This is a genomic window from Cyanobium sp. NIES-981 (assembly GCF_900088535.1).
GTDB lineage: Bacteria > Cyanobacteriota > Cyanobacteriia > PCC-6307 > Cyanobiaceae > NIES-981.
Genome location: NZ_LT578417.1, coordinates 2,084,917 through 2,109,502, shown reverse-complemented (window position 1 = coordinate 2,109,502; position 24,586 = coordinate 2,084,917). Strand labels below are relative to the sequence as shown.

Annotated in this window: 21 protein-coding genes and 1 tRNA gene; 15 read left to right on the top strand and 7 right to left on the bottom strand. The window is 70.6% G+C overall.

Features of this window, described 5'->3' with window-relative positions; all coding sequences use genetic code 11:
• The first annotated feature begins 4 nt into the window (after nt 1–4).
• The 3 genes from CBM981_RS10705 to secA are packed head-to-tail and all read left to right on the top strand — an operon-like array spanning nt 5 to nt 5,790.
• Nucleotides 5–961, top strand: a complete 957-nt coding sequence (locus tag CBM981_RS10705) for a glycosyltransferase family 4 protein (RefSeq protein WP_087068393.1) — start codon at nt 5–7, stop codon at nt 959–961.
• Nucleotides 952–2,871 (top strand): nucleoside-diphosphate sugar epimerase/dehydratase, encoded by a 1,920-nt coding sequence (locus tag CBM981_RS10700; protein ID WP_087068392.1) that lies wholly within the window; start codon nt 952–954, stop codon nt 2,869–2,871. The genes CBM981_RS10705 and CBM981_RS10700 overlap by 10 nt, the downstream gene beginning before the upstream one ends.
• A gap of 33 nt (nt 2,872–2,904) precedes the next feature.
• Nucleotides 2,905–5,790, top strand: a complete 2,886-nt coding sequence (gene secA / locus CBM981_RS10695) for a preprotein translocase subunit SecA (RefSeq protein ID WP_087068391.1) — start codon at nt 2,905–2,907, stop codon at nt 5,788–5,790.
• An 18-nt stretch (nt 5,791–5,808) separates the two neighbouring features.
• Here the strand turns inward: secA and cysE are convergent, their stop codons facing one another.
• The gene (cysE, locus tag CBM981_RS10690) at nt 5,809–6,651 is read right to left on the bottom strand and encodes a serine O-acetyltransferase (RefSeq protein WP_255376857.1); all 843 of its coding nucleotides are present in this window, start codon (nt 6,649–6,651) and stop codon (nt 5,809–5,811) included.
• A gap of 27 nt (nt 6,652–6,678) precedes the next feature.
• On the opposite strand from cysE, the gene CBM981_RS10685 reads away from it, so the two are divergent.
• Nucleotides 6,679–6,750: transfer RNA gene (locus tag CBM981_RS10685), tRNA-Gly, on the top strand.
• A gap of 64 nt (nt 6,751–6,814) precedes the next feature.
• On the opposite strand, the gene CBM981_RS10680 is transcribed toward CBM981_RS10685, so the two are convergent.
• Nucleotides 6,815–7,804 (bottom strand): GntR family transcriptional regulator, encoded by a 990-nt coding sequence (locus tag CBM981_RS10680; protein ID WP_087068389.1) that lies wholly within the window; start codon nt 7,802–7,804, stop codon nt 6,815–6,817.
• 125 nt (nt 7,805–7,929) lie between these two features.
• On the opposite strand from CBM981_RS10680, the gene CBM981_RS10675 reads away from it, so the two are divergent.
• Nucleotides 7,930–8,700, top strand: coding sequence for a dienelactone hydrolase family protein (locus CBM981_RS10675; protein ID WP_087068388.1), 771 nt, complete (start codon nt 7,930–7,932; stop codon nt 8,698–8,700).
• Nucleotides 8,701–8,711: 11 nt separating this feature from the next.
• Here CBM981_RS10675 and infC read toward each other — a convergent pair whose 3' ends face one another.
• Nucleotides 8,712–9,383, bottom strand: a complete 672-nt coding sequence (infC, locus tag CBM981_RS10670; protein WP_087068387.1) for a translation initiation factor IF-3 — start codon at nt 9,381–9,383, stop codon at nt 8,712–8,714.
• A gap of 108 nt (nt 9,384–9,491) precedes the next feature.
• Nucleotides 9,492–10,424, bottom strand: coding sequence for a tRNA (adenosine(37)-N6)-dimethylallyltransferase MiaA (miaA, locus tag CBM981_RS10665; protein WP_087068386.1), 933 nt, complete (start codon nt 10,422–10,424; stop codon nt 9,492–9,494).
• A 150-nt stretch (nt 10,425–10,574) separates the two neighbouring features.
• Between miaA and gyrB the strand changes: the two genes are divergently transcribed.
• Both gyrB and CBM981_RS10655 read left to right on the top strand, forming a co-directional pair.
• On the top strand, nt 10,575–12,533 hold the full coding sequence (gyrB, locus tag CBM981_RS10660; RefSeq protein ID WP_087068385.1) for a DNA topoisomerase (ATP-hydrolyzing) subunit B: 1,959 nt from the start codon (nt 10,575–10,577) through the stop codon (nt 12,531–12,533).
• Nucleotide 12,534: 1 nt separating this feature from the next.
• On the top strand, nt 12,535–12,864 hold the full coding sequence (locus CBM981_RS10655; RefSeq protein ID WP_087068384.1) for an SH3 domain-containing protein: 330 nt from the start codon (nt 12,535–12,537) through the stop codon (nt 12,862–12,864).
• A gap of 26 nt (nt 12,865–12,890) precedes the next feature.
• Here the strand turns inward: CBM981_RS10655 and CBM981_RS10650 are convergent, their stop codons facing one another.
• Complete coding sequence (locus CBM981_RS10650; protein WP_087068383.1) at nt 12,891–13,361, bottom strand: glutathione peroxidase; 471 nt, start codon at nt 13,359–13,361, stop codon at nt 12,891–12,893.
• Between the two features lie 86 nt (nt 13,362–13,447).
• Between CBM981_RS10650 and mgtE the strand changes: the two genes are divergently transcribed.
• From mgtE to CBM981_RS10620, 6 genes are all read left to right on the top strand, one after another.
• The gene (mgtE, locus tag CBM981_RS10645; protein WP_225867352.1) at nt 13,448–14,878 is read left to right on the top strand and encodes a magnesium transporter; all 1,431 of its coding nucleotides are present in this window, start codon (nt 13,448–13,450) and stop codon (nt 14,876–14,878) included.
• A 134-nt stretch (nt 14,879–15,012) separates the two neighbouring features.
• Nucleotides 15,013–15,981 (top strand): RpoD/SigA family RNA polymerase sigma factor, encoded by a 969-nt coding sequence (locus tag CBM981_RS10640; protein ID WP_197686693.1) that lies wholly within the window; start codon nt 15,013–15,015, stop codon nt 15,979–15,981.
• 86 nt (nt 15,982–16,067) lie between these two features.
• The gene (locus CBM981_RS10635; RefSeq protein ID WP_087068381.1) at nt 16,068–17,423 is read left to right on the top strand and encodes an NDP-hexose 2,3-dehydratase family protein; all 1,356 of its coding nucleotides are present in this window, start codon (nt 16,068–16,070) and stop codon (nt 17,421–17,423) included.
• Nucleotides 17,424–17,427: 4 nt separating this feature from the next.
• Nucleotides 17,428–18,468, top strand: coding sequence for a glycosyltransferase family 2 protein (locus CBM981_RS10630; RefSeq protein WP_087068380.1), 1,041 nt, complete (start codon nt 17,428–17,430; stop codon nt 18,466–18,468).
• 65 nt (nt 18,469–18,533) lie between these two features.
• Nucleotides 18,534–19,709 carry an 8-oxo-dGTP diphosphatase MutT gene (gene mutT / locus CBM981_RS10625; protein ID WP_225867351.1) on the top strand — a complete coding sequence of 392 codons (1,176 nt, stop codon included), beginning with the start codon at nt 18,534–18,536 and terminating at the stop codon, nt 19,707–19,709.
• A 35-nt stretch (nt 19,710–19,744) separates the two neighbouring features.
• Entirely contained in the window at nt 19,745–20,866 is a 1,122-nt protein-coding gene (locus CBM981_RS10620) for a carbohydrate kinase (protein WP_172820875.1), read from the top strand.
• Here the strand turns inward: CBM981_RS10620 and tsaE are convergent.
• Nucleotides 20,766–21,251, bottom strand: coding sequence for a tRNA (adenosine(37)-N6)-threonylcarbamoyltransferase complex ATPase subunit type 1 TsaE (gene tsaE, locus CBM981_RS10615; RefSeq protein WP_087068378.1), 486 nt, complete (start codon nt 21,249–21,251; stop codon nt 20,766–20,768). The two genes, CBM981_RS10620 and tsaE, sit on opposite strands and share 101 nt — an antisense overlap.
• A 116-nt stretch (nt 21,252–21,367) precedes the next feature.
• Here tsaE and ahcY point away from each other — a divergent pair, with 116 nt between their 5' ends.
• Nucleotides 21,368–22,795: an adenosylhomocysteinase gene (gene ahcY, locus CBM981_RS10610; protein WP_087068377.1), complete on the top strand. Its 1,428-nt coding sequence runs from the start codon at nt 21,368–21,370 to the stop codon at nt 22,793–22,795.
• A 197-nt stretch (nt 22,796–22,992) separates the two neighbouring features.
• Here the strand turns inward: ahcY and CBM981_RS10605 are convergent, their stop codons facing one another.
• Nucleotides 22,993–23,397, bottom strand: a complete 405-nt coding sequence (locus CBM981_RS10605; protein ID WP_087068376.1) for a single-stranded DNA-binding protein — start codon at nt 23,395–23,397, stop codon at nt 22,993–22,995.
• Between the two features lie 138 nt (nt 23,398–23,535).
• Between CBM981_RS10605 and CBM981_RS10600 the strand changes: the two genes are divergently transcribed.
• Nucleotides 23,536–24,582 (top strand): rod shape-determining protein, encoded by a 1,047-nt coding sequence (locus tag CBM981_RS10600; protein ID WP_043369946.1) that lies wholly within the window; start codon nt 23,536–23,538, stop codon nt 24,580–24,582.
• The last annotated feature ends 4 nt before the right edge of the window (nt 24,583–24,586 follow it).

Genomic DNA, 24,586 nt, shown 5'->3' with positions numbered 1-24,586 from the left:
GCCGATGCCGCCGTCCGTGCCCCCGCTCCTGAGCGTCACCGCGGCGGCCGCCCTGCTCTCCTCGGCCCTGCTGGCTCTGCTGCTGCCCCTGCTGGGTCGCTGGCTGCCCGACCAGCCCAACCCCCGCAGTGCCCACCGGCGCGTCACCCCCCGCGGCGGCGGCATCGTGTTTGCCCTGGTGGGCAGCGGTGGCGCCCTGCTGCTGGGCAGCGGCATGCCCTCCCTCTGCCTCCCCCTGGCCCTGGTGGGCCTCGCCGACGACCGTCGCTCCCTGGCCCCGGCCCTGCGCCTGCTGGCCCAGCTGGCCACCGCCCTGGTGCTGGTGTGGGCGGGGCAGCCGCCCACCATGGCGCTGGCGCTGCTGCTCGCCACCGCTGCCGCAGCCCTGATCAACCTCACCAACTTCATGGATGGCCTCGACGGCCTGGTGGCCGGCTGCCTGGTGGTGCTGCTGGCCACCGCCGCCGGCTCGCAGCCAGGGCTGTGGCCCCTGGTGGGCGCGCTGATCGGCTTCCTGCCCTGGAACTGGAGCCCGGCCCGCCTGTTCATGGGTGATGCGGGCAGCACCTATCTCGGGGCGGTGTTCGCCGGAGCCGTGCTGCAGGCGCCGGGCTGGCCGGCCGCGCTGGCCCTGCTGCTGGTGGCCACCCCTCTGCTGGCCGATGCCGGCCTCTGCCTGCTGCGCCGACTCCTGGCCGGCCACCGCCTCTGGCAGGCCCATCGGCTCCACCTCTACCAGCGCCTGCAGCAGGCCGGTTGGGGCCACGGCCGCGTCGCTGCCCTCTACATCGGCGTCACCGCTGCGCTGGCCCTGGCCGATCGGCTGGGCGGCTGGCCCTGGCTGCTCCCCCTGGCGGCTGGCGCGCTCCTGCTCGGACTCGTGCTGGAGCGCAGGGTGGCCGTGCCCTTCGCCGCCACGTCTACCGTGGGCGCCCCACCGCAGCCACCCGGGTGGCGCTGAGAATCCGCTGGCCGCGGCTCGGCCGCATCCCGCTGCTGTTGCGTCGTCTGCCGCTGCTGGCCGCCGATGTGGTGTTGCTGCCCCTGGCCGTGTGGGTCAGCTTCCTGCTGCGTCTGGGCGATCCCTGGCCCCCGGAGCTGCAGCAGTCGCTCTGGCTGCTGCCCACCGTGCTGGTGATCGGCCTGCCCCTCTATTCCCTCAGCGGGCAGTACCGGGGCCTTGCCCGCTATGTGGGCAGCGCTGCGCTCTACCAGCTCGCCGTGCGCAATGCCCTGCTGGTGCTGCTGGTGGCCTTCGCCGGGCTGCAGCTGCAGCAGCCCGCCCCGCCCCGCAGCAGCTGGCTGCTGCTCTGGATCCTGCTCACGGTGTTCACCGGCGGCCTGCGTTTCGCCCTGCGCGACCTGCTGCTCGGTCGGGCCCCGTCAGGGCCCCGGCCAAGGCGGCAGCGGGTGGTGATCATGGGGGCCGGTGCGGCCGCCGCCCAGCTGGCCGCCGCGCTGCGGCTGGGCCACGACACCCGCATCGCCGCTTTTCTTGACGACGATCCCGGCCTCTGGCACCGCACCCTCTACGGGGTGCCGGTGCTGCCGCCCGGACACCTGCCCCGGCTGCTGCGCAGCGGCCGGGTGGATCAGCTCATCCTCTCCACGCCGTCGCTGCCCCAGGCCGAACGGCGGCGGTTGCTGGCCAGGCTGCAGGGCTACGGCGTGCCGGTGCTGCAGGTGCCCTCGGTGGAGGAGATCGCCTCCGGCCGCGCCAGGATCGACACCCTGCGGCCGGTGCCGATCGAGGACCTGCTCGGTCGCGAGAGCGTGCCTCCCGACCCTGCCCTGCTGGCGGAGGCGATCAGTGGCCGCAGTGTGCTGGTGAGCGGCGCGGGCGGCTCGATCGGTGCCGAGCTCTGCCACCAGATCCTGCGGCTGCGTCCGGCCCGGCTGGTGCTGCTCGAGCGCAGCGAACTGGCCCTCTACGCGATCGGTCAGGAGCTGGCTTCCTCGGTCACGGACGTGCCGGTGATCGAGGTTCTCGGCGATGTGGCCGAGCAGGCCCTGGTGGAGCGGCTGCTGCGGAGTCATGCCGTGCAGGTGCTGTTCCATGCGGCGGCCTACAAGCACGTGCCACTGGTGGAGGCCAACATCTGTGCCGGGCTGGCCAACAACATCTTCGGCACCCGCAGCGCCCTGCTGGCTTCCCTCGCCTGCGGCCTGGAGCGCTTCACCCTCATCTCCACCGACAAAGCCGTGCGCCCCACCAACGCCATGGGTGCCAGCAAGCGGGTGTGCGAACTCCTGGTGCAGAACGCCGCCGCTGCCCAGCGGGCCCACCCAGGCGGCACCATCTGCTCGATGGTGCGCTTCGGCAACGTGCTCGGCTCCTCCGGCTCCGTGGTGCCCCTGTTCCGCCGCCAGATCGCCGCCGGCGGCCCCCTCACCGTGACCCACCCGGAGATCACCCGCTTCTTCATGACCATCCCCGAGGCCGTGCAGCTGGTGCTCCAGGCCAGTGCCATGGCCAGCGGCGGTGAGGTGTTCCTGCTCGACATGGGCGAGCCCGTGCGGATCGCCGACCTGGCCCGCCAGATGATCCAGCTCTCCGGTGCCAGCGTGCGGGATGCCGATCACCCCGACGGTGAGATCGAGATCCACTACACCGGTCTGCGGCCCGGCGAGAAACTGCACGAGGAGTTGCTGCTGGCGGCCGCCAGCGACCCCACCGCCCATCCCCTGATCCGTCGGGCCCGTGAAGCTTCGCTGTCGCCGCCGCAGCTCACCGTGCTGCTGGCCGCCATGGAGGCGGCCCTGCGCCGCTGGGATGAGCCCGGCGCCCTCGCGGTGCTGCGGCGCCTGGTGCCCGACTACCGGCCCCCGGCCCCTGGCAGCGCCACCGGTGTGGCCGGCCAGCCTCGGTAGGCTGCCGGTACTGCCCCGGTAGCCGATCTCACCATGCTCAAGCTCCTGCTGGGTGATCCCAATGCCCGCAAGCTGAAGCGCCACCAGCCGGTCGTCTCTGACGTGAACCTGCTGGAGGAGGAGATCGCCCCGCTCTCCGACGACGAGCTGCGCGGTCTCACCGCCGAGTTCCGCCAGAAGCTCGCCAGCCACCAGGAGGACTGCCGCAGCCGCGGGCTGAGCACCGAGGCCACCCTGGAGCGGGAGCGCAAGCTGCTGGATGAGCTGCTGCCCCAGGCCTTCGCCGTGGTGCGCGAGGCCGGCAAGCGGGTGCTCGGCATGCGCCACTTCGACGTGCAGCTGATCGGCGGCATGGTGCTGCACGACGGCCAGATCGCCGAGATGAAGACCGGCGAAGGCAAGACGCTGGTGGCCACCCTGCCCAGCTACCTCAACGCCCTCACCGGCCGCGGCGTGCACGTGGTGACGGTGAACGACTACCTGGCCCGCCGTGACGCCGAGTGGATGGGCCAGATCCACCGCTTCCTCGGTCTTTCGGTGGGGCTGATCCAGCAGGACATGACGCCCTACGAACGGCGCGACAACTACGCCTGCGACATCACCTACGCCACCAACAGTGAGCTCGGATTCGACTACCTGCGCGACAACATGGCCACCGACATCGCCGAGGTGGTGCAGCGTGACTTCCACTACTGCGTGATCGACGAAGTCGACTCGATCCTGATCGACGAAGCCCGCACGCCGCTGATCATCTCCGGCCAGGTGGAGCGGCCCCAGGAGAAATACCACAAGGCCGCCGAGGTGGCGGCGCGGCTGGTGCGGGCCGCCGAGCTGGGCAAGGACGGCATCGATCCCGAGGGCGACTATGAGGTGGACGAAAAGCAGCGCAGCTGCACCCTCACCGACGAGGGCTTCGCCAAGGCCGAGCAGATGCTGGGGGTAAGCGATCTGTTCGATCCGGCCGACCCCTGGGCCCACTACATCAACAACGCCCTCAAGGCCAAGGAGCTGTTCATCAAGGACGTGAACTACATCGTGCGCGGCAGCGATGCCGTGATCGTGGATGAGTTCACCGGCCGGGTGATGCCGGGCCGCCGCTGGAGCGATGGCCAGCACCAGGCGATCGAAGCCAAGGAGGCCCTGCCGATCCAGCCCGAAACCCAGACCCTCGCCTCGATCACCTACCAGAACTTCTTCCTGCTCTATCCCCGCCTCGCCGGCATGACCGGCACCGCCAAGACCGAGGAGGTGGAGTTCGAGAAGACCTACAAGCTCGAGGTCACCGTGGTGCCCACCAACCGGCCCCGCTCCCGGGCCGACTGGACCGACCAGGTGTACAAGACCGAGCCCGCCAAGTGGCGCGCCGTGGCCCTGGAGATCGCCGAGGTGAACACCTCCGGCCGCCCCGTGCTGGTGGGCACCACCAGCGTGGAGAAGTCGGAGCTGCTCTCCGCCCTGCTGGCCGAGCAGCAGATCCCCCACAACCTGCTCAATGCCAAGCCCGAGAACGTGGAGCGGGAGGCCGAGATCGTGGCCCAGGCCGGCCGCGCCGGCGCCGTGACCATCGCCACCAACATGGCCGGCCGCGGCACCGACATCATCCTCGGCGGCAACAGCGACTACATGGCCCGCCTCAAGCTGCGGGAGGTGCTGCTGCCCGTGCTGGTGCGGCCCGAGGAGGGCCACCGCCCGCCGGTGCCGCTGCAGCGCTCCGCCGAGGCCTCCGGCTTCGGCGGCGGCAAGGGCGGCAAGGGGGCTGCTCCCAACGGTTCCGCTCCCAGCGAGGCCAAGGCCATCGGCGCCCTCTATCCCTGCGAGCTGCCCGAGGAGCAGGAGCTCGCCTTGGTGACCCTCTCCCGCGAGCTGGTGAAGGCCTGGGGTGATCGGGCCCTCACCGTGCTCGAACTGGAGGACCGCATCGCCCAGGCCGCCGAGAAGGCCCCCACCGACGACCCCCAGATCCAGCAGCTGCGCGAGCGCATCACGGCCGTGAAGGCCACCTACGACGCGGTGGTGAAGCAGGAGGAGGCCAAGGTGCGCGAAGCCGGCGGCCTGCACGTGATCGGCACCGAGCGCCATGAGTCCCGCCGGGTGGACAACCAGCTGCGGGGCCGCGCCGGCCGCCAGGGTGACCCCGGCTCCACCCGCTTCTTCCTCTCTCTGGAGGACAACCTGCTGCGCATCTTCGGCGGCGACCGGGTGGCTGGCCTGATGAATGCCTTCCGGGTGGAGGAGGACATGCCGATCGAATCGGGCATGCTCACCCGCTCGCTGGAGGGGGCCCAGAAGAAGGTGGAAACCTATTACTACGACATCCGCAAGCAGGTGTTCGAGTACGACGAGGTGATGAACAACCAGCGCAAGGCGGTGTATGCCGAGCGCCGCCGCGTGCTGGAGGGCCGCGAGCTCAAGCAGCAGGTGATCGGCTATGGCGAGCGCACCATCGACGACATCGTGGAGGCCTACGTGAATCCCGATCTGCCGCCGGAGGAGTGGGACCTCAGCCGCCTGGTGGCCAAGGTGAAGGAGTTCATCTACCTGCTGGAGGATCTCGAGCCCGACCAGCTCAAGGGCCTCGGCACCGAGGAGCTCAAGGCCTTCCTGCAGGAGCAGATGCGCAACGCCTATGACATCAAGGAGGGCCAGATCGAGGCGCAGCGGCCCGGCCTGATGCGGGAGGCCGAGCGTTTCTTCATCCTCCAGCAGATTGACACCCTCTGGCGCGAGCACCTGCAGGCCATGGACGCCCTGCGCGAATCCGTGGGCCTGCGCGGCTACGGCCAGAAGGATCCGCTGATCGAATACAAGAACGAGGGCTACGACATGTTCCTCGAGATGATGACCCAGATGCGCCGCAATGTGATCTACTCGATGTTCATGTTCCAGCCGGCCCCCGCCCCCCAGGGCGCCACGGTCTGAGGGTCCGGAGTCCAGGCTTCAGCTGGTGGTGCCGGGGTTGTCGCCCAGGAACTCCAGGATCTCCCGGTCTTTGAGGTTCTGGGCCTCGCCGCGGCAGGGCTCCGGCAGGGGCCGCCCCGCCGCCACCGCGCGCAGGCAGGCCTGGGCCCGTGTCAGCTCGCCCTCCAGCGCGTCGATCCGCTCCATCAGGTTGCGGATCACCCGCGCCTCGGTGTCGGGCAGGGCCGAGTGGGCCAGCGGATCCACCCGCACGCCGCTCTGGTGCACCACCCGGCCGGGGATGCCCACCACGGTGGAGTCCGGCCCCACGTCGCGCAGCACCACCGAGCCAGCCCCGATGCGGGTGTTGGCCCCCACCAGGATCGCGCCGAGCACCTTGGCGCCCGCGCCCACCACCACGTTCTCCGCCAGGGTCGGGTGCCGCTTGCCATGGGCCTTGCCGGTGCCGCCCAGGGTCACCCCCTGGTACAGCAGGCAGTTGTCGCCCACCACCGTGGTTTCGCCGATCACCACGCCCATGCCGTGGTCGATGAACACCCCGTGGCCGATCTTCGCTCCAGGGTGGATCTCGATCCCGGTGAGCAGCCGCCCCACCTGGCTGAGCAGGCGCGGCAGCAGCGGCAGGCCGCCGCACCACAGCCGGTGGCTGATGCGGTGCAGCACCAGGGCGTGCAGGCCCGGATAACACAGCAGGATCTCGAGCGTGCCCCGGGCGGCGGGGTCGCGCTCCTTGATGATCGCCAGGTCGGCCCGGATTGCCTTGAACATGCAGGCATCCTGCCGGAGCCCGGTGGCGTTTGACCGAGGGGCCCCCGCTCGTGCATGATCAGCCCGTCGGCGATGCCGGCCAGGCCAGGGCAGCGGTTCCAGTCGCGGCTCGTGGTGTCTGCGGATGTAGCTCAGTGGTAGAGCATCTCCTTGCCAAGGAGAGGGTCGAGAGTTCGAATCTCTTCATCCGCTTGTCAGCTCTCCGGGAGTTCCCCGGGGGCGAGGGCCCAGGCGGGAGTCAGCCTGGGGGTGAGGTTCAGGCCGCAATCACGCCGATCTCCTTGCGCAGCTGGTCGATCGTGGCGCTGCCCAGGTAGCTCTGGGCGCAGTGCACCACCGGCATCCGCATCAGCTGGGCCCGGTTCTGGCGCAGGCTCTGCTCCACCAGCGGCAGGCTCGGCCGGTCGCACAGCACATGACTGGCCGCCCGCAGCAGCGCCAGCAGCCGGCTGCCGGTGTCGGGGTTGGCCGTCATCACCAGCAGCTCGTTGCCCCGCAGGCTGTGCAGGATCACCTCGGCGGCCCGCAGGATGCCGGGGCTGATGCTCACCAGCCCCACGCAGCTTCCCGCCCGCAGCTCCTTCAGCAGGCCCAGCTCGTGGCGGAAGTCGTTGAGGTCCACCGGCACCGCCCGCACCCCGTGGCGCTTGGCGATCTCCTCCACCGGCTGCAGGAAGTAGCGGCTGGTCACCACCGTGCCGTTGTTCGAGGTTTCCAGCACCCCCTCCAGCTCCTCCATCGGCACCACCTCCACCGGCACCTCCAGGTTCGGGGCGAGCTCCTCGGCGATCAGCATCGAGGCGCCGATGTCTTCCCGCGGCGTGCTCACCAGCACCCGGGCCCCGCAGCGCAGGCGCCAGTCGATCTCGCGGGTGAGCATGTCGCGGGCCTGCTGCAGGGTGCAGCCGCCGTTGAGCAGGCCGTCGATGCTCTCGCGCACCTGGCGGTCGAGGTCGGGCAGGGCCCGGCTGCGGGGGCCCGGAGGCGGCTTGATCTCGCGCGGCTTCTGCTGGTCGCGCACGTAGATGCCGGAGCCCGCCATGGCCTCCACCACCCCATCGGTCTCCAGCTGCCGGTACACCTTGCTGATCGTGTTGCGGTGCAGGCCGGTCTGCATCGCCAGCTGGCGGGTGCTGGGCAGCCGGTGACCCGGCGGATAGTGCCGCGCCGCGATCGCGAAGCAGATCTGGTTGTAGAGCTGGGTCGACGCCGGGATGTCGCTTTCCTGCTGGATGTGGAATCGCACGCCGGAGTGGGCCTGGGGAGCAGGGGCTCACCATACGGAGCCCAGGCCCGGCGGACAATCCCCCCGTTGGCATACGGCAGTGTGCCGGTTGGCGGCCAGAATCCCGGCAGCGATCCCTGCCTGCCATGGCCGCCGCCGCTCCCCTGCCCGTGCTCTCCGGTTGGCAGGAGCTGCCCGCCGAGGGCATGGTGACCCTGCGCTGCTGGTGGGCGCGGCCGGCCGGCCAGGCTCCGCGGGCAGCCGTGCTGGTGTTGCCGGAGGTGTTCGGCCTCAACAGCTGGGTGCGCTCGGTGGCGGATCGGCTCGCCGCAGCCGGCTACGCCGCCCTCGCCCTGCCGATCTTTGCCCGCACGGCCCCCGAGCTGGACGTGAGCTACGACGCGGCCGGCCTGGCGGCCGGCCGTCAGCACCGGGACCAGGTGACGGCGGTGGACTGCCTCGCCGACGCCGGCCGCGCCATCGCCTGGCTCCAGGCCCAGCCCGGCCTGGAGCAGCGGCCGGTGGGCTGTGTGGGCTTCTGCTTCGGCGGCCATCTCGCCCTGCTGGTCGCCAGCCTCGACGGCGTGGCCGCCACCTGCGATTTCTACGGTGCCCGGGTGTCGGTGTTCCGTCCGGGGGGCGGCCCGCCCAGCCTGGAGGTGGTGCCGCGAGTCCGCGGCGATCTGCTCTGTTTCTGCGGCGCCGAGGACCCCCTCATGCCCCCCCCGGAGCAGCAGGCGATCGCCGCGGCCCTCGAGGCCGATCGGCGCCGGCATCCCCAGCGGCTGCGGCGCCTCGTGGTGGCACCGGGGGCCGGCCACGGCTACATGTGTGAGCACCGCGGCGACTACGTGCCCCAGGCCGCGGCCGAGGGTTGGCGGCTGATGCTGGAGCTGTTCGCCGACCGCCTGGGTTGAGGCGACCCGGATCAGCCGGCCGGCTTCGGCTCCGCCGGGCTGGCCTCGGTGGCGGCGGTTCCGGCCGTGCGCACCACGGTTTTCACCGGCGTGGGCCGGGCCGGGGACGGCTTGCCCCCCCCACCGGCCTTGGCGGCCGTGGCCTTGCGCGGGCTCAGGAACATGATCATGTTGCGGCCCTCCCGCTTGGGAGGCTGCTGGATCTCGGCGGCGGTCTCCAGGTCCTTCGCCATGCGCATCAGCAGCACTTCAGCCAGGGCGGTGTGCTGGATCTCCCGGCCGCGGAAGATCACCGTGCACTTCACCTTGTCACCGGCCTTGAGGAAGCGGGAAGCCTGGCCGATCCGCACGTCGTAGTCGTGCTGGTCGATCTTGTAGCGCATCTTGACCTCTTTGACCTCGGTCTGGTGCGACTTCTTCTTGGCTTCCTTGGCCTTTTTCTCCTGCTCGAACTTGTATTTGCCGTAGTCCATGATCCGGCACACCGGCGGATCCGCTTTCTCGCTCACCAGCACCAGGTCGAGCTCCCGCTCCCGCGCCACCTCCAGGGCCGCCTCGCGGGTGATCACTCCAAGTTGACTGCCGTCGGCGTCGACCACCCGCAACTGGGGATAGTTGATCCGCTCATTGATGTTGGGCAGCTCCCGAACGGGAGCACGACGGTCAAAACGGGGACGGGGCATTCAGTGGGGTGAGGTTCGCGGAGTGGGGTGAGGTTCGCGGGGGTTGAGGGTCCGGAGGGATGCAGGGGGTGCGGGGCGGTTGGCGCGGCGCAGCCCAAGGCTCACCCTTCACCCTAGAGCTTGCTCGATCTCCTGCAAGGCCTGCTCCAGGCGTTGTGGCGTGGTGCTGCCCTCCAGCCACACCGGCTGGTGCTGGCGGCGGAACCAGGTGCGCTGGCGTTTGGCGAACTGGCGCGTGCGCTGGGTGGTGAGCGCGATGGCGGCGGGCTCCTCCAGGGTGCCTGCCAGCACCTGCAGGGCTTCGCCGTAGCCGATCGTGGCGAGCAGGGCCAGGTCGGCGCCGTAACGCTGCCGCAGCCCTGCCGTTTCCTCCACCAGGCCCGCGGCATAGAGGGCCTCGGTGCGCCGGCGGATGCGGCTCCGCAGGTCCGGCGGGTCCAGCCCCAGCTCCAGCACCTGCCAGGGCGGCGGGGCAGAGCCCTGCTGGCTGGAGAGGGGGCATCCCGTGGCATAGATCACCTCCAGGGCCCGTTGGGTGCGCACCGCGTCGGCGGCGGCGATCCGCCCGGCGGCGATGGGATCGGCGGCCTGCAGCAACTGGTGGCAGGTGGGCTGCCCCAGGGCGCTCAGCTGCCGGCGCAACGCCGGCTGGGGCGGCACCGCCGGCGGCCGCAGCCCCTGGGTGAGGGCCTTCAGATAGAGGCCGCTGCCCCCGGCCAGCAGGGCCATCGGGCTGCCCTGGCGGGGCCGCCCCAGCTCGGCCTCCACCTGGGCTGCCGCCAGGGCCCGGAACTCCTCCAGGTTGATGGGCTGGTCGGGATCGCGCAGGTCGAGCAGTTCATGGCGTGCCTGGGCCTGTTCGGCGGGGCTCGGCTTGGCGGTGCCCACATCCATGCCGCGGTACAGCTGGCGGGAGTCCACGTTCAGCACCGCCAGATCGAGGGCCTGGGCCAGGGCGATCGCCAGCTCCGTCTTGCCGCTGGCCGTGGGCCCGAGCAGCACGATCACCAGGGGCGGACGGGGAGTCTGGGAGGAGGCCATGCCCCCACCCTGCCAGCTGGCCGCCGCCCCGCCGGACACCCTGGAGCCCGGTGGTAGATTGCCGTTCGGAGAAGGGGTTTCACCACTTCTCCCCCCTCTTGCCCAGGGCCAGTCGCCGCCTCTGCCCGACCCCTGGGAAGCCCTTCCCGCATGAGCGAAGCCACGAAAGTTCAGGCCGCGTACGGCGCCGAGCAGATCCAGGTGCTGGAAGGCCTGGAGCCGGTGCGCAAGCGACCCGGGATGTACATCGGCTCCACCGGCCCCCGCGGTCTGCATCACCTGGTGTACGAGGTGGTGGACAACGCGGTGGACGAGGCCCTCGCCGGCCACTGCGATCAGATCCTCGTGGTGCTCAACGAGGATGGCTCCTGCTCCGTCACCGACAACGGTCGCGGCATCCCCACCGACATCCACCCGCGCACCGGCAAGAGCGCGCTGGAAACGGTGCTCACGGTGCTCCATGCCGGCGGCAAGTTCGGTGCCGGCGGCTACAAGGTGTCCGGCGGCCTGCACGGTGTGGGCGTGTCGGTGGTGAACGCCCTCTCCGAGTGGGTGCAGGTCACCGTGTACCGGCACGACCAGGTGCACACCCAGCGCTTCGAGCGCGGTGCGGCGATCGGCAGCCTCGCTTCCGTCCCCGGAGAGAAGGGCCGCACGGGCACCACGGTGTGTTTCAAGCCCGACAGCCAGATCTTCACCACCGGCATCAGCTTCGATTACGCCACCCTCTCCTCACGCCTGCGCGAGCTCGCCTACCTGAACGGCGGCGTGCGCATCGTGTTCCGGGATGAGCGGGAGAGTGCCCGCAATGCCGCCGGTGAGCCCCATGAGGACATCTATTTCTACGAAGGCGGCATCAGGGAGTATGTCGCCTACATGAATGCGGAGAAGGATCCGCTCCATCCCGACATCATCTACGTGAATGCCGAGAAGGAGGGGGTGCAGGTGGAAGCCGCGCTGCAGTGGTGCGTGGACGCCTACTCCGACAGCATTCTCGGCTTTGCCAACAACATCCGCACCGTGGATGGCGGCACCCACATCGAGGGGCTCAAGACGGTGCTCACCCGCACCCTCAACACCTTCGCCAAGAAGCGGGGCAAGCGCAAGGATTCCGACGCCAATCTGGCGGGCGAGAACATCCGCGAAGGGCTCACCGCCGTGCTGTCGGTGAAGGTGCCCGAGCCCGAGTTCGAGGGCCAGACCAAGACCAAACTCGGCAACACCGAGGTGCGGGGCATCGTGGACACCCTGGTGGGTGAGGCCCTTGGTGAGTTCCTGGAATTCAACCCCTCGGTGATCGATCTGATCCTCGAGAAGGCCATCCAGGCCTTCAATGCCGCCGAGGCCGCCCGCCGGGCCCGCGAGCTGGTGCGCCGCAAGAGCGTGCTGGAGAGTTCCACCCTGCCCGGAAAGCTGGCCGACTGCTCCTCCCGCGATCCCTCCGAATCGGAGATCTACATCGTGGAGGGGGATTCCGCCGGTGGATCCGCCAAGCAGGGCCGCGACCGGCGCTTCCAGGCCATCCTGCCCCTGCGGGGCAAGATCCTCAACATCGAGAAAACCGACGACGCCAAGATCTACAAGAACACGGAAATCCAGGCCCTGATCACGGCCCTGGGGCTCGGCATCAAGGGAGAAGACTTCGATGAGAAGAATCTCCGCTACCACCGGATCGTGATCATGACGGACGCCGATGTGGACGGCGCCCACATCCGCACCCTGATCCTCACCTTCTTCTTCCGCTACCAGAAGGCGCTGGTGGAAGGCGGCTACATCTACATCGCCTGCCCGCCCCTCTACAAGGTGGAGCGGGGCAAGAAGCACGTGTACTGCTACAACGAGGGTGACCTCAAGACAACCATTGAGAGTTTCGGCGAGAAGGCCAACTACACCATCCAGCGCTTCAAGGGTCTGGGCGAAATGATGCCCCAGCAGCTGTGGGAAACCACGATGGATCCGGCCACGCGCACGATGAAGCGCGTGGAGATCGAGGATGCCCTCGAGGCCGACCGCATCTTCACGATCCTGATGGGCGACAAGGTGGCCCCCCGCCGTGAGTTCATCGAAACCCACAGCGCCGAACTCGATCTGGCCCAGCTCGACATCTGAGATGGGTTCTTCCGCACCCCTGCTCGCGACCTGGCGCTGGATCGCCCTGCTGGGCTTCGCCCTGGTGGCGCCGGCCGCCCTGCCCGCCGGCGGTGCCGAGTGGCGCGCACCGGAACTGCGCCGGCGCCAGAGCAGCCGCGAACCGCTGCTCAGCCCGGTGCCCCAGGTGCTGCGCTGTGCGCCCGAGCACCAGGCTCCGGTGATCAGAGAGGCCCCGGCCGGAGAGCCCCTGCGGGTGTTGCGGACCTGGGTGCAACCCGGCGGTGAGCGCTGGCTGCAGGTGCAGCTGGCGGGGGCAGCCGGCAGCCGCCGTGGCTGGCTGGCCGGCTGACTGGAGGGGCGGAGCGCAGGGGGAGGTCAGGCCGCCAGGGCCGCCTCGATCGCCGCGGTGAGTTCGGCCGATTCGGGCTCCACGCCGCTCTTGAAGCGGGCCACCACCGTGCCGTCCTTGCCCACCAGGAACTTCTCGAAGTTCCAGGCCACCGGCCCGGCCGGCTCCGCCTGGGTGAGGGTGGTGTAAGGCGCCTCGGCCATTGCCACCTTGTCGAACAGGGTGAAGTCGGCGCCGTAGGTGGTGGAGCAGAACTGCTGGATCTCCGGCAGGGTGCCCGGTTCCTGGGCGCCGAAGTCGTTGCAGGGGAAGCCGAGCACCGCCAGGCCCTTCGGCCCGTAGGTGTCCTGCAGCTTCTGCAGGCCGGCGTACTGGCGGGTGAAGCCGCAGCGGCTGGCCACGTTCACGATCAGCAGCACCTGGCCGTTCCACTCGCCCAGCCGGCGCTCGCCGCCTGCGGCATCGCGCACCACCACATCGCTCACGTTCACGGTCATGGAGTGTTGAAGTTCCGGAGGGCGGACGCTAGCGGCTGCCCCCCGGGCTCCGGCCCATAAACTCCGGTGGCGGGCGCGGCGAGCCGATGAGTGAGGCGAAGGGCCCGAACCACGACGCTGCCGGCGCCACCGCCGCCGCGCCGGCCCCGGGCGTGCGGGTGGGTCTGGCCGAGGTGGTGTCGCGCCAGCTCGCCACCCTGCTGGAGGCCGGCAACTACGACGGCGCCAAGCTGCTGCTCCAGCCGGTGCAGGAGGTGGACATCGCCGAGGCGATCGGCACCCTGCCCCGCACCCTCCAGGCCCTGGCCTTCCGCCTGCTGCCCAAGGACGAGGCGATCGAGGTGTACGAGTACCTCGACGGCCCCGTGCAGCAGAGCCTGCTGGACCGGCTCCGCTCGGGCGAGGTGCTGGAGCTGGTGGAGCGGATGTCCCCCGACGACCGGGTGCGGCTGTTCGACGAGCTGCCTGCCAAGGTGGTGCGCCGCCTGCTGGCCGAGCTGAGCCCGGCGGAGCGGCGGGTCACGGCCCAGCTGCTCGGCTACGAGCCCGAAACGGCCGGCCGGCTGATGACCACCGAGTTCATCGATCTCAAGGAGTTCCACAGCGCCGCCCAGGCCCTGGAGCTGGTGCGCCGGCGGGCCCGCGACACCGAAACCGTCTACTCCCTCTACGTCACCGACGGCTCCCGCCACCTCACCGGCATTCTCTCGCTGCGGGATCTGGTGGTGGCCGACCCCAAGGACCGCATCGGCGATGTGATGACCCGCGAGGTGGTGAGCGTGTCCACCGAGACCGACCAGGAGGAGGTGGCCCGGGCGATCCAGCGCTACGACTTCCTGGCCGTGCCGGTGGTGGACCGGGAGGAGCGGCTGGTGGGGATCGTCACGGTGGACGACGTGATCGACGTGATCGAGCAGGAGGCTACCCGCGACCTCTACGCCGCCGGCGCCGTGCAGGCCGGCGACGAGGACGACTACTTCCAGAGCAACCTGTTCACCGTGGCCCGCCGCCGGGTGGTGTGGCTCTCGGTGCTGGTGGTGGCCAACGGCTTCACCTCCGAGGTGATCGCGCTCAAGGGTCAGGTGCTCAGCCAGGTGGTGGTGCTGGCCGCCTTCATCCCGCTGCTGATCGGCACCGGCGGCAACGTGGGCGCCCAGAGCTCCACGGTGGTGATCCGGGGTCTCAGCACCCAGCGCATCCAGTCGCTGGGGCCCGTGCGCACGATCGCGCGGGAGGCGGTGGCCGGTGCCCTGCTGGGGCTGCTGATGCTGGTGGTGGTGGTGCCCTGGGCCTGGTGGCGGGGGGAGGGGCCGCTGGTGGGCCTGTCGGTGGGCATCAGCCTGCTGGCGATCACCACCCTGGCGGCCACGGCGGGGGCGGCCCTGCCGCTGCTGTTCGACCGGCTGAAGCTGGATCCGGCCCTGATGTCGGCCCCCTTCATCACCACCGCCACCGACGTGGCCGGCGTGTTCATCTACCTCACCACCGCCAGCTGGCTCATGGGCCGGATCGGCTAGATGAGAGAGCGTTCACACTTCTTCAGGTTAGGCTTAACGGAACTTCAAGGGCCTGAACCATGACACTCGCTCTCGCCCCCGCCCCTGCCGCCGCTGCCTCCGCGGCCGCATCAGCCGCCGCCCCGGCCCGCTCCATGCCCGCCGTGGACGGCGATCTGGTGCGCAGCTACCTGCGGGACATCGGCCGTGTGCCGCTGCTGACCCATGAGCAGGAGATCACGCTGGGCCGGCAGGTGCAGGAGCTGATGGCGCTGGAGGAGGTGGAGCAGGAGCTGACGATGCGTGCGGGCGGCACGGCGCCGAGCGCGGCGGAGCTGGCGAAGGCGGCGGGGTTGAGCCCGGCGGTGCTGAAGAAGCGGCTGCAGGCGGGCCGGCGGGCGAAGGAGCGGATGGTGGCGGCGAACCTGCGGCTGGTGGTGAGCGTGGCGAAGAAGTACACCAAGCGGAACATGGAGCTGCTGGATCTGATCCAGGAGGGAACGATCGGGCTGGTGCGGGGCGTGGAGAAGTTCGACCCGACGCGGGGCTACAAGTTCAGTACGTATGCGTACTGGTGGATCCGCCAGGGGATCACGCGGGCGATCGCGGAGAAGAGCCGCACGATCCGGCTGCCGATCCACATCACCGAGACGCTGAACAAGCTGAAGAAGGGTCAGCGGGAGCTGAGCCAGGAGCTGGGGCGCACCCCCACGGTGACGGAGCTGGCGGGGTTCGTGGAGCTGCCGGAGGAGGAGGTGAAGGATTTGCTGTGCCGTGCGCGTCAGCCGGTGAGCCTGGAGACGAAGGTGGGGGATGGGGAGGACACGGAGCTGCTGGACCTGCTGGCGGGGGATGGGGAGCTGCCGGAGGAGCGTGTGGACGGGGAGTGCCTGAAGGGTGATCTGCGGGCGCTGCTGGAGCAGCTGCCGGAGCTGCAGGGGCGGGTGCTGAAGATGCGCTACGGCATCGACCCCGAGTCGGCCGAGATGGCCGAGCCCATGAGCCTCACCGGCATCGGCCGCATCCTCGGGATCAGCCGCGACCGGGTGCGCAACCTCGAGCGCGATGGTCTGGCGGGCCTGCGGCGCCTCAGCAGCGCGGTGGAGGCCTACGTGGCCAGCTGAGCCGGCCGCTCCGGGGGGGCGCGGGCTCTCCAGGGTTAGTTTCGTTCGCTGAGTGCCCCGGGGCGCTGCATCCCTGATTCCCGCCCATGCCCTCCGAGTCGCTGTTGTCCTGGCTGGAAGGCCGCCGCGGGCTCTGCGACATGACCGTGCAGGAGATCCCCTGGCAGCACTCCGGTGAATGGCGCTACCGGGAGGGAGCCCTGCAGCACAAGTCCGGTGGCTTCTTCAGCATCGTGGGGGTCGAGGCCACCGCCGGCGGCCGCCCCACACTGCGCCAGCCCCTGATCAACCAGCCCGAAGTGGGCATCCTCGGCTTCCTGCTGCAGCACCGCGGCGGCGAGCCCCATCTGCTGATCCAGGCCAAGCCTGAGCCCGGCAACATCGGTCTGTCCCAGGCCGCCCCCTCGGTGCAGGCCACCCGCAGCAACTACAAGCGGTTGCACCACGGCAAGCCCACCGCCTTCCTCCAGTACTTCACCGGCGATCCGGCGGCCACGGTGCGGGCCGACAGCCTGCAGTCGGAGCAGGGCACCCGCTTCCTCGGCAAATACAACCGCAACATGACGGTGGAGCTGCCCGCCGCACTGGAGCTGGATCTCGATGATGCGGTGTACCGCTGGGCACCGGTGCGGGAGGTGTGCGCCCTGCTGGTGAGCGACTTCCAGATCAACACCGACGCCCGCTCCGTGCTCGCCTCCTCCGACTGGTCGGCCCTGGCCGGCGGCGACGCCCCGTTCAGCCGCTGCAGGGGCCAGGGCGGTTTCGGGGAGGCTCTGCTGCGCTCCTACGGCGCTGGCCCGGCGGCGGAGCAGGCCAGTGATGGCGAGATCCTCCAGCGCCTCGAGCAGCTGCGGGCCGCCCATCCGTTCGCCGTGGCCACTGTTCCCCTCGACGACCAGGTGGACTGGCTGGAGGGCCGCCAGCCCCGCCTGCTCGGTCCGGCCGGCAGCTTCGACGTGCGCCAGGTGGCGGTGAGCTCCAGTGAGCGCGAGGTGCACAGCTGGGATCAGCCGATCGTGGCCCAGGAGCGGGAGGGCACCGCCGTGCTGCTGGCCCGCGAATTCGGCGGCGTGCTGCACCTGCTGTTCCGCGGCCGCGCCGAGATCGGCTTCAGGGAGGGCTTCCAGTACGGACCGGCCCTGCAGGATGCCGGCGGCGCTCCCTCGCCGGTGCCGGAGCTCGATGCCGAGGAGCGGCTGCTTGAGGCGATCCACCGCCGCGCCACCCCCGTGCTCTCCAATCTCCACTCCGACGAGGGCGGGCGCTTCTACCGCTCCGTGGCCCGCTACAGCATCGCCCTGCTCGATCCTGCCGATGAGCTGCCGGTCTCGCCCTCGCTCAGCTGGATGACCCTGGCCCAGATCGCGCGGCTGGTGAAACGGCAGGGGGTGTTCTCCAACGAGGCCCGCAGCCTGATCTCGATGCTGCTCGCCTACCTCTGAGCCGATGCCCTCGCCCCTGCCCCGCGTCAGCCTCGTGATCGCCACCTACAGGCGGGTGGATGCCCTGCGCAGCACCCTGCGGGCCCTGCAGCTGCAGACCTGTGGCGACTGGGAGGCCGTGGTGGTGGGCGACTGCTGCGACCCCGACACCGGCACCATGCTCGAGCAGCTGGGCGATCCCCGGGTGCGCTACTACAACCTCACCGAGCGCTTCGGGGAGCAGTCCGGTCCCAATTCCTTCGGCCTGGCCCTGGTGCGGGCGCCGGTGGTGTGCTTTCTCAACCACGACGATCTGCTGCTGCCCGATCACCTCGAGCAGGGCCTGCGGCATCTGGAGCAGACCAGGGCCGATGTGCTGCTGGCACCGGCCCTGAAGCTGGTGAACTGCCACGAGGAACCGGATGGGCGCATCCGGCCCGTGTTCATGAAGCGGGTGACGCTGGGGCCGGACCTGCGTGATCTGCGCATGCTGCTGCGCCGGGAGGATCTCTACTACGACCCCAGCAGCTTCTGGCTGGTGCGCACCGCCTTCGCCCGTCGGGTGGGCGCCTGGACCCACTCCAGCCGGCTGTGGCGCACCCCCCTGCGGGACTGGCTGCTGCGGGCCTGGCGGCGCGGTGGGCGCTTCGCCTTCACGCCCGAGCTGGCGGGAATCCGGGTGGTCACGCACAACCACCGCGGCAGCCGTCGGCGCTACAACGCCGCGACCCCCGAGCACCAGCGCCTGATCAAGCTGTTCGCTTCCCTGCCCCCCGAGCAGGTGCGCGAGCGTCTGCCCCGCCGCATGCGGGAGAAGGCGGCGTTGCTGGGCCGCCCGCTGCGGCGCCGCGACCGGCCGTCGGAAGTCACCCTGGCCCTGCGGCTCCAGGCCCTGCTCTACCGCCTGCTGGGGCTCGACTGGCAGGTGCTGCGCTGGCGCTGTCAGGGGGTGAAGCCGGGCGCCTTCCACTCGCGTCTGCTGCGGCTGCGCACGGGTGAAACCCTTGCCGCGGTGCCGGAGCTCTCCCCGCTGCTGGCGGAGCCGGAGCGCTACCGGGTGGTGTGAGCACGCGGCCTCTGCGAGCGCCTGTGTCCGAGCCTCCCTCCGAGCTTCCCTCCGAGCCTCCCTCCGTGCCGCCGACTGCCGTCGAGGCGTGGCTCGCCCACACCGGGCCGGCGTTGCGCGAGGCGCTGCTGGCCTGGTGGACGCTGGAGGGGCGTCACGCCATCCCCTGGAAACAGCCCACCGCCGGGGGGCAGCCGGGCCCGGGAGAGGTGCTCGACCCCTATGGCATCTGGGTGGCGGAGGTGATGCTGCAGCAGACCCAGCTGCAGGTGGTGCTGCCCTACTGGCGGCGCTGGATGGCCGCCCTCCCCGACCTCGCCGGCCTGGCGTCCGCCGGCGAGCAGCAGGTGCTGCTGCTCTGGCAGGGCCTCGGCTACTACGCCCGGCCCCGCCGTCTGCAGCAGGGCGCCCGCCAGCTGTGGCGTGCGGCCGCCCGCGGCGACGGGCAGGGCACGGCCGATCCCTGGCCCCGCGACCTGGCGGGTTGGCAGGCCCTGCCCGGGGTGGGCCGCAGCACCGCCGGCAGCATCCTCTCCTCGGCCTTCGACCTGCCCCACCCCATCCTCGACGGCAACGTGAAGCGGGTGCTGGCGCGCCTCACCGCCTGGCCCGTGCCGCCGGCGCGGCAGCTGGCGGCGTTCTGGCGGCTGAGCGAGCAGCTGCTCGACCCGGTGCGGCCCCGCCAGTTCAACCAGGCCCTGATGGATCTGGGGGCCACCGTGTGCACGCCCCGGCAGCCCCGCTGCGGTGCCTGCCCCTGGCAGGGGGAGTGCGCTGCCTACGCTGCCGGCGACCCCGCCCGCTTCCCCGTGAAGGACGCTCCCAGGCCGCTGCCCTTCCAGGTGATCGGCGTGGGGGTGGTGCTCAACGGCGCCGGCGAGGTGCTGATCGATCAGCGCCTTCCCGAGGGCCTGCTGGGGGGGCTGTGGGAATTTCCGGGCGGCAAGCAGGAGCCTGGGGAGCCCATCGCGGCCACCATCGCCCGGGAGCTGCGCGAGGAGCTGGCGATCGAGGCCGAGGTGGGCCAGGAACTGATCAGCCTGGAGCACGCCTACAGCCACAAACGGCTGCGCTTCGTGGTGCACCTCTGCCGCTGGGTCGGTGGTGAACCCCAGCCCCTGGCCAGCCAGCAGGTGCGCTGGGTGCGGCCCGCTCAGCTGGCCGAGTTCCCCTTCCCGGCCGCCAATGCCCGCATCATCGCGGCCCTGCTCGAGCATCTCGGCGCTGACGCCGCGGCCTGATCCGGCCAGCCTGGGTGCAGACGAACGGCAGCCTCATGGTCGCGTCCCCCCGGGTGCTCTGCCTCGGGGAGGCCCTGGTGGATCGCCTCGGCCCCCCCGGCGGCGATCCCGCCACGGCCTCCCCCGATCAGATCGACGACCGCCTCGGCGGAGCACCCGCCAACGCGGCCTGCGCCCTGGCCCGGCTGGGCACGACGGCGGCGTTTGTGGGGCGGCTCGGCACCGATCCGATCGGCCGGGCCTTCGCCGGGCTGTTCGAGCGCCGGGGGGTGAACACCGCCGCTCTGCAGTGGGACCGGCGGCGACCCTCCCGGGTGGTGCTGGTGCACCGCGACCGGCAGGGGGAGCGCCGGTTCGGCGGTTTCGCGGGGGATCGCGGCGAAGGATTCGCGGATGAGGCTCTCGAGGCCGCTCCCCTGGCCGGGGCCCTCACGGGCGCCGGCGGGCTGCTGGGCCCGGCCTCCTGGCTGCTGGTGGGCACGATCCCCCTGGCCCGGCCCGCGGCGGCGGAGGCCCTGCGGCGGGCCGTGAGCCTGGCCGCCGCCGCCGGGGTGGCCATCGCCGTGGATGTGAACTGGCGACCCACGTTCTGGGATGGGGCGGCCGCTCCCGACGCCCCGCCCAACGAGGCCCAGCAGAAGCAGATCCTGGACCTGCTCGGCCAGGCCGCCCTGGTGAAGTGCGCTGCCGAGGAGGCCCGCTGGCTGTTCGGCAGCGCCTCCCCCGAGGCGGTGCGGCAGGCGCTGCCCCGGCACCCCGCCGTGGTGGTCACCGATGGCGCCAGCCCCCTGCGCTGGAGCTTCGGGGCCAGTGCAGGGGAGCTGTACGCCTTTCCGGTGACCGTGGCCGACACCACCGGGGCGGGGGATGCCTTCACGGCCGGCGTGCTGCACGGGCTCTGCGCCAGGCCGGAGCTGCTGCGGGGCGAGCACCTGGACGGGGTGGTGGAGCTGATGCGCTTCGCCAGCGCCTGCGGGGCCCTGGTGTGCCAGGCGCCCGGGGCCATCGATCCCCAGCCCACCGCCGCAGCCGTGGCCGCTTTCCTGGCCGGCGCCGTCAGTGCGGCGCCCACACCCGGGCCAGCCGGCCCGCCTCCGGATCGCCCCCCTGGGGCAGCTCCAGCTCCACCCGCCAGGCCTCCGCAGGCAGGACGCTGAGCCGCTGCGGCCACTCCACCGCCAGCACCGCCCCCAGCTCCCGCGCCGTTTCCTCTTCCTGGGCGAACAGCTCGTCGGCGGCGGCAGGCTGCTCCAGGCGGTAGAGGTCGAGGTGCACCAGGGAGCCGCCGCCACCGGGGCCCACCGGGGCGCTGTAGTGCTGGGCCAGGGCGAAGGTGGGGCTGGTGATCGGCTCGTCGATGCCCAGGGCCGCGGCGAGGCCCTGCACCAGGCAGGTCTTGCCCGCGCCCAGCTCACCCAGCAGCAGCAGGATCGCCGGGCCGGGGCCGACCAGGGCGGCCAGCCGGGCGCCCAGTGCCTGCGTGGCGGCGGCATCGGCCAGGGATTCGCACCGGCAGGGCGGGATGGCAGGGCTCACGCGGATCTTGAACCTGTCTGTAGATTGCCGCTCAAGCGAGCCCGAAGCCTCGGCGTCTCCGCAGAATTTTCCCCCAACGCCCTCCCAGCCGGGAGCGAGCAGTTATCTGGAGCCGAAGTCCCATGGTGGCCACACCCTCTGCACTGTCGTTGCAGACCACATCCTCCTACGTGATCGCTGATCTCGGCCTCGCCGATTTCGGCCGCAAGGAGATTGCCATTGCCGAAACCGAGATGCCGGGCCTGATGGCCCTGCGCCGCAAGTTCGGCGCCGAGCAGCCCCTCAAGGGGGCCCGCATCGCGGGATCCCTGCACATGACGATTCAGACCGCTGTTCTGATCGAAACCCTGGTGGCCCTCGGCGCCGAGGTGCGCTGGGCCAGCTGCAACATCTTCTCCACCCAGGACCACGCCGCCGCCGCGATCGCGGCCGCCGGTATCCCCGTGTTCGCCTACAAGGGCGAGACGCTGGATGAGTACTGGGCCTTCACCCACCGCATCCTGGAGTGGGGCGATGGCGGCACGCCCAACATGATCCTGGACGACGGCGGCGACGCCACCGGTCTGGTGATCCTGGGCACCAAGGCCGAGAAGGATCCCTCCGTTCTCGACAATCCCAGCAACGAAGAGGAAACCGCCCTCTTCAACTCCATCCGCCAGAAGCTGGCCGCCCAGCCCGGTTTCTACTCCCGGATCCATGCCGCCATCCAGGGCGTCACCGAGGAAACCACCACCGGCGTGGCACGGCTGTACCAGCTCCAGAACGCGGGCGAACTCCCCTTCCCTGCGATCAACGTCAACGATTCGGTCACCAAGAGCAAGTTCGACAACCTCTACGGCTGCCGCGAGTCGCTGGTGGACTCCATCAAGCGGGCCACCGATGTGATGGTGGCCGGCAAGGTGGCGCTGGTGCTGGGTTACGGCGACGTGGGCAAGGGATCAGCCCAGTCGCTGCGGGGCCTGGGCGCCACGGTGATGATCGCCGAGGTCGACCCGATCTGTGCCCTGCAGGCGGCGATGGAGGGCTACCGCGTGGTGCGTCTCGACGACGTGGTGCGCGACGTGGACATCTTCGTGACCGCCACCGGCAACTTCAAGGTGATCCGCCATGAGCATCTGATCCAGATGAAGGATCAGGCGATCGTGTGCAACATCGGCCATTTCGACAACGAGATCGATGTGGCCTCGCTCAAGCAGTACCCCTGGGACAACATCAAGCCCCAGGTGGACCACATCCTGCTGCCCAGCGGCAACAGGATCATCCTGCTGGCCGAGGGCCGTCTGGTGAATCTGGGCTGCGCCACGGGCCATCCCAGCTTCGTGATGAGCAATTCCTTCACCAACCAGGTGCTGGCCCAGATCGAGCTGTTCACCAAGGGTGAGCAGTACGCCAGGCAGGTGTATGTGCTGCCCAAGCACCTCGATGAGATGGTGGCCCGCCTCCACCTCGAGAAGATCGGCGCCCGGCTCACCGAGCTCACCCCGGAGCAGGCCGCCTACATCAACGTGCCGGTGGAAGGTCCCTACAAGCTCGACCACTACCGCTACTGAGTAGCTGTGCCGGCGGGGCGCCTGGCTGTGCCCGCCCCGCTGGCGCGACGGCGGGCATCGCCAGGCACCCCGCGGCCCGCTGGATGGGCCAGCGGAAGCCTGCGCTTCTCTGGATCGCCTGGGGGCGCGGCTGGGCCGGCACGGCCCTCGCGCCAGCGGGGCCGGCGACTCCAGCCGTGCACCCCCATGGCGGGCGCTCAGAAGGGCACTTCCTCCTCGCTCGGCTCGCCGCCGCCGAACCCGCCGCCGCCGTAGCCGCCGCCCCCGCCCATGGAGGCTTCGGCGTCGCGGCGCGAGCCCAGCAGCTCCAGCCGGTCCACCCGGATCACCGGTTTGGTGCGCTCCTCGCCGCTGCTGCGATCGGTCCAGCGGTCGAGCTTGAAGCTGCCGATGATGCCGAGCAGCGAGCCCTTCTTCACGTAGTCAGCCGCCACCTGGGCCTGCTTGCCCCAGATCTCGAGGTTGAACCAGTCGGGCTCGTCGTCGCGGCTGCGGCGGTTCACCGCCAGGGTGAGGTTGGCCACCATGCTGCCGGATTCGAAGTAGCGCACCTCGGGGTCGCGGCCGGCCCGGCCGACGAGGGTGATGGAATTGACGCCCATGGCGGGTCTCCTTGGTCAGTTGGATCAATGATGCGGCACCCCGGTCGGGGGCCTCACCGGTTCAGTTCCACCAGCCGACCCACCCGGGTTGGGTTCGGTGGCCCCCCCTATGATTCGGGGCTGCCTGGCGGGATGTCCGTGTTCTTTCGACGTTTCCAGTTCTCCCGCGACATCGGCATCGACCTGGGAACCGCCAACACCCTGATGTACGTGTCCGGCAAGGGCATCGTGCTGCAGGAACCCTCGGTGGTGGCCCTGGACCTGGAGCGCGGGGTGCCCCTGGCGGTGGGTGATGAGGCCAAGATGATGCTCGGCCGCACCCCCGGCAACATCCGGGCCGTGCGTCCGCTCCGCGACGGCGTGATCGCCGATTTCGACGCCGCCGAGCAGATGATCAAGACCTTCATCCAGAAGGGGAATGAGGGCCGCGGCATCGTGGCCCCGCGGCTGGTGATCGGCATCCCCAGCGGCGTCACCGGTGTGGAGCGCCGCGCCGTGCGCGAGGCCGGCCTGGCCGGCGCCCGGGAGGTGCACCTGATCGATGAGCCCGTGGCGGCGGCGATCGGCGCCGGCCTTCCCGTCACCGAGCCGGTGGGCACCATGATCGTGGACATCGGCGGCGGCACCACCGAGGTGGCGGTGCTCAGCCTGGGCGGCACGGTGCTGAGCGAATCGGTGCGGGTGGCGGGCGATGAGCTGAGCGATTCCATCAGTGTGTACCTCAAGAAGGTGCACAACCTGGTGGTGGGTGAGCGCACGGCCGAGGACATCAAGATCCGGATCGGCTCCGCCTTCCCCGACGACGAGCACGACGAGACCTCCATGGACGTGAGGGGTCTGCACCTGCTGTCCGGTCTGCCCCGCACGATCAACGTGCGCGCCGGCGACATCCGCGAGGCCATGGCCGAGCCGCTCAACGTGATCGTGGAGGCCGTGAAGCGCACCCTGGAGCGCACCCCGCCCGAGCTGGCCGCCGACATCGTGGATCGGGGCATCATGCTGGCCGGCGGCGGCGCCATGGTGCGCGGCATCAGTGATCTGATCAGCCACGAGACCGGCATCCTCACCCACACGGCGGAGGACCCCCTCCTCTGCGTCGTGATGGGCTGCGGCATGGTCCTCGAGGACTACAAGCGGCTCGAGCGCGTGCTCGACACCCCTGACTTCGTGCGCCAGGCGGCCTGATTCC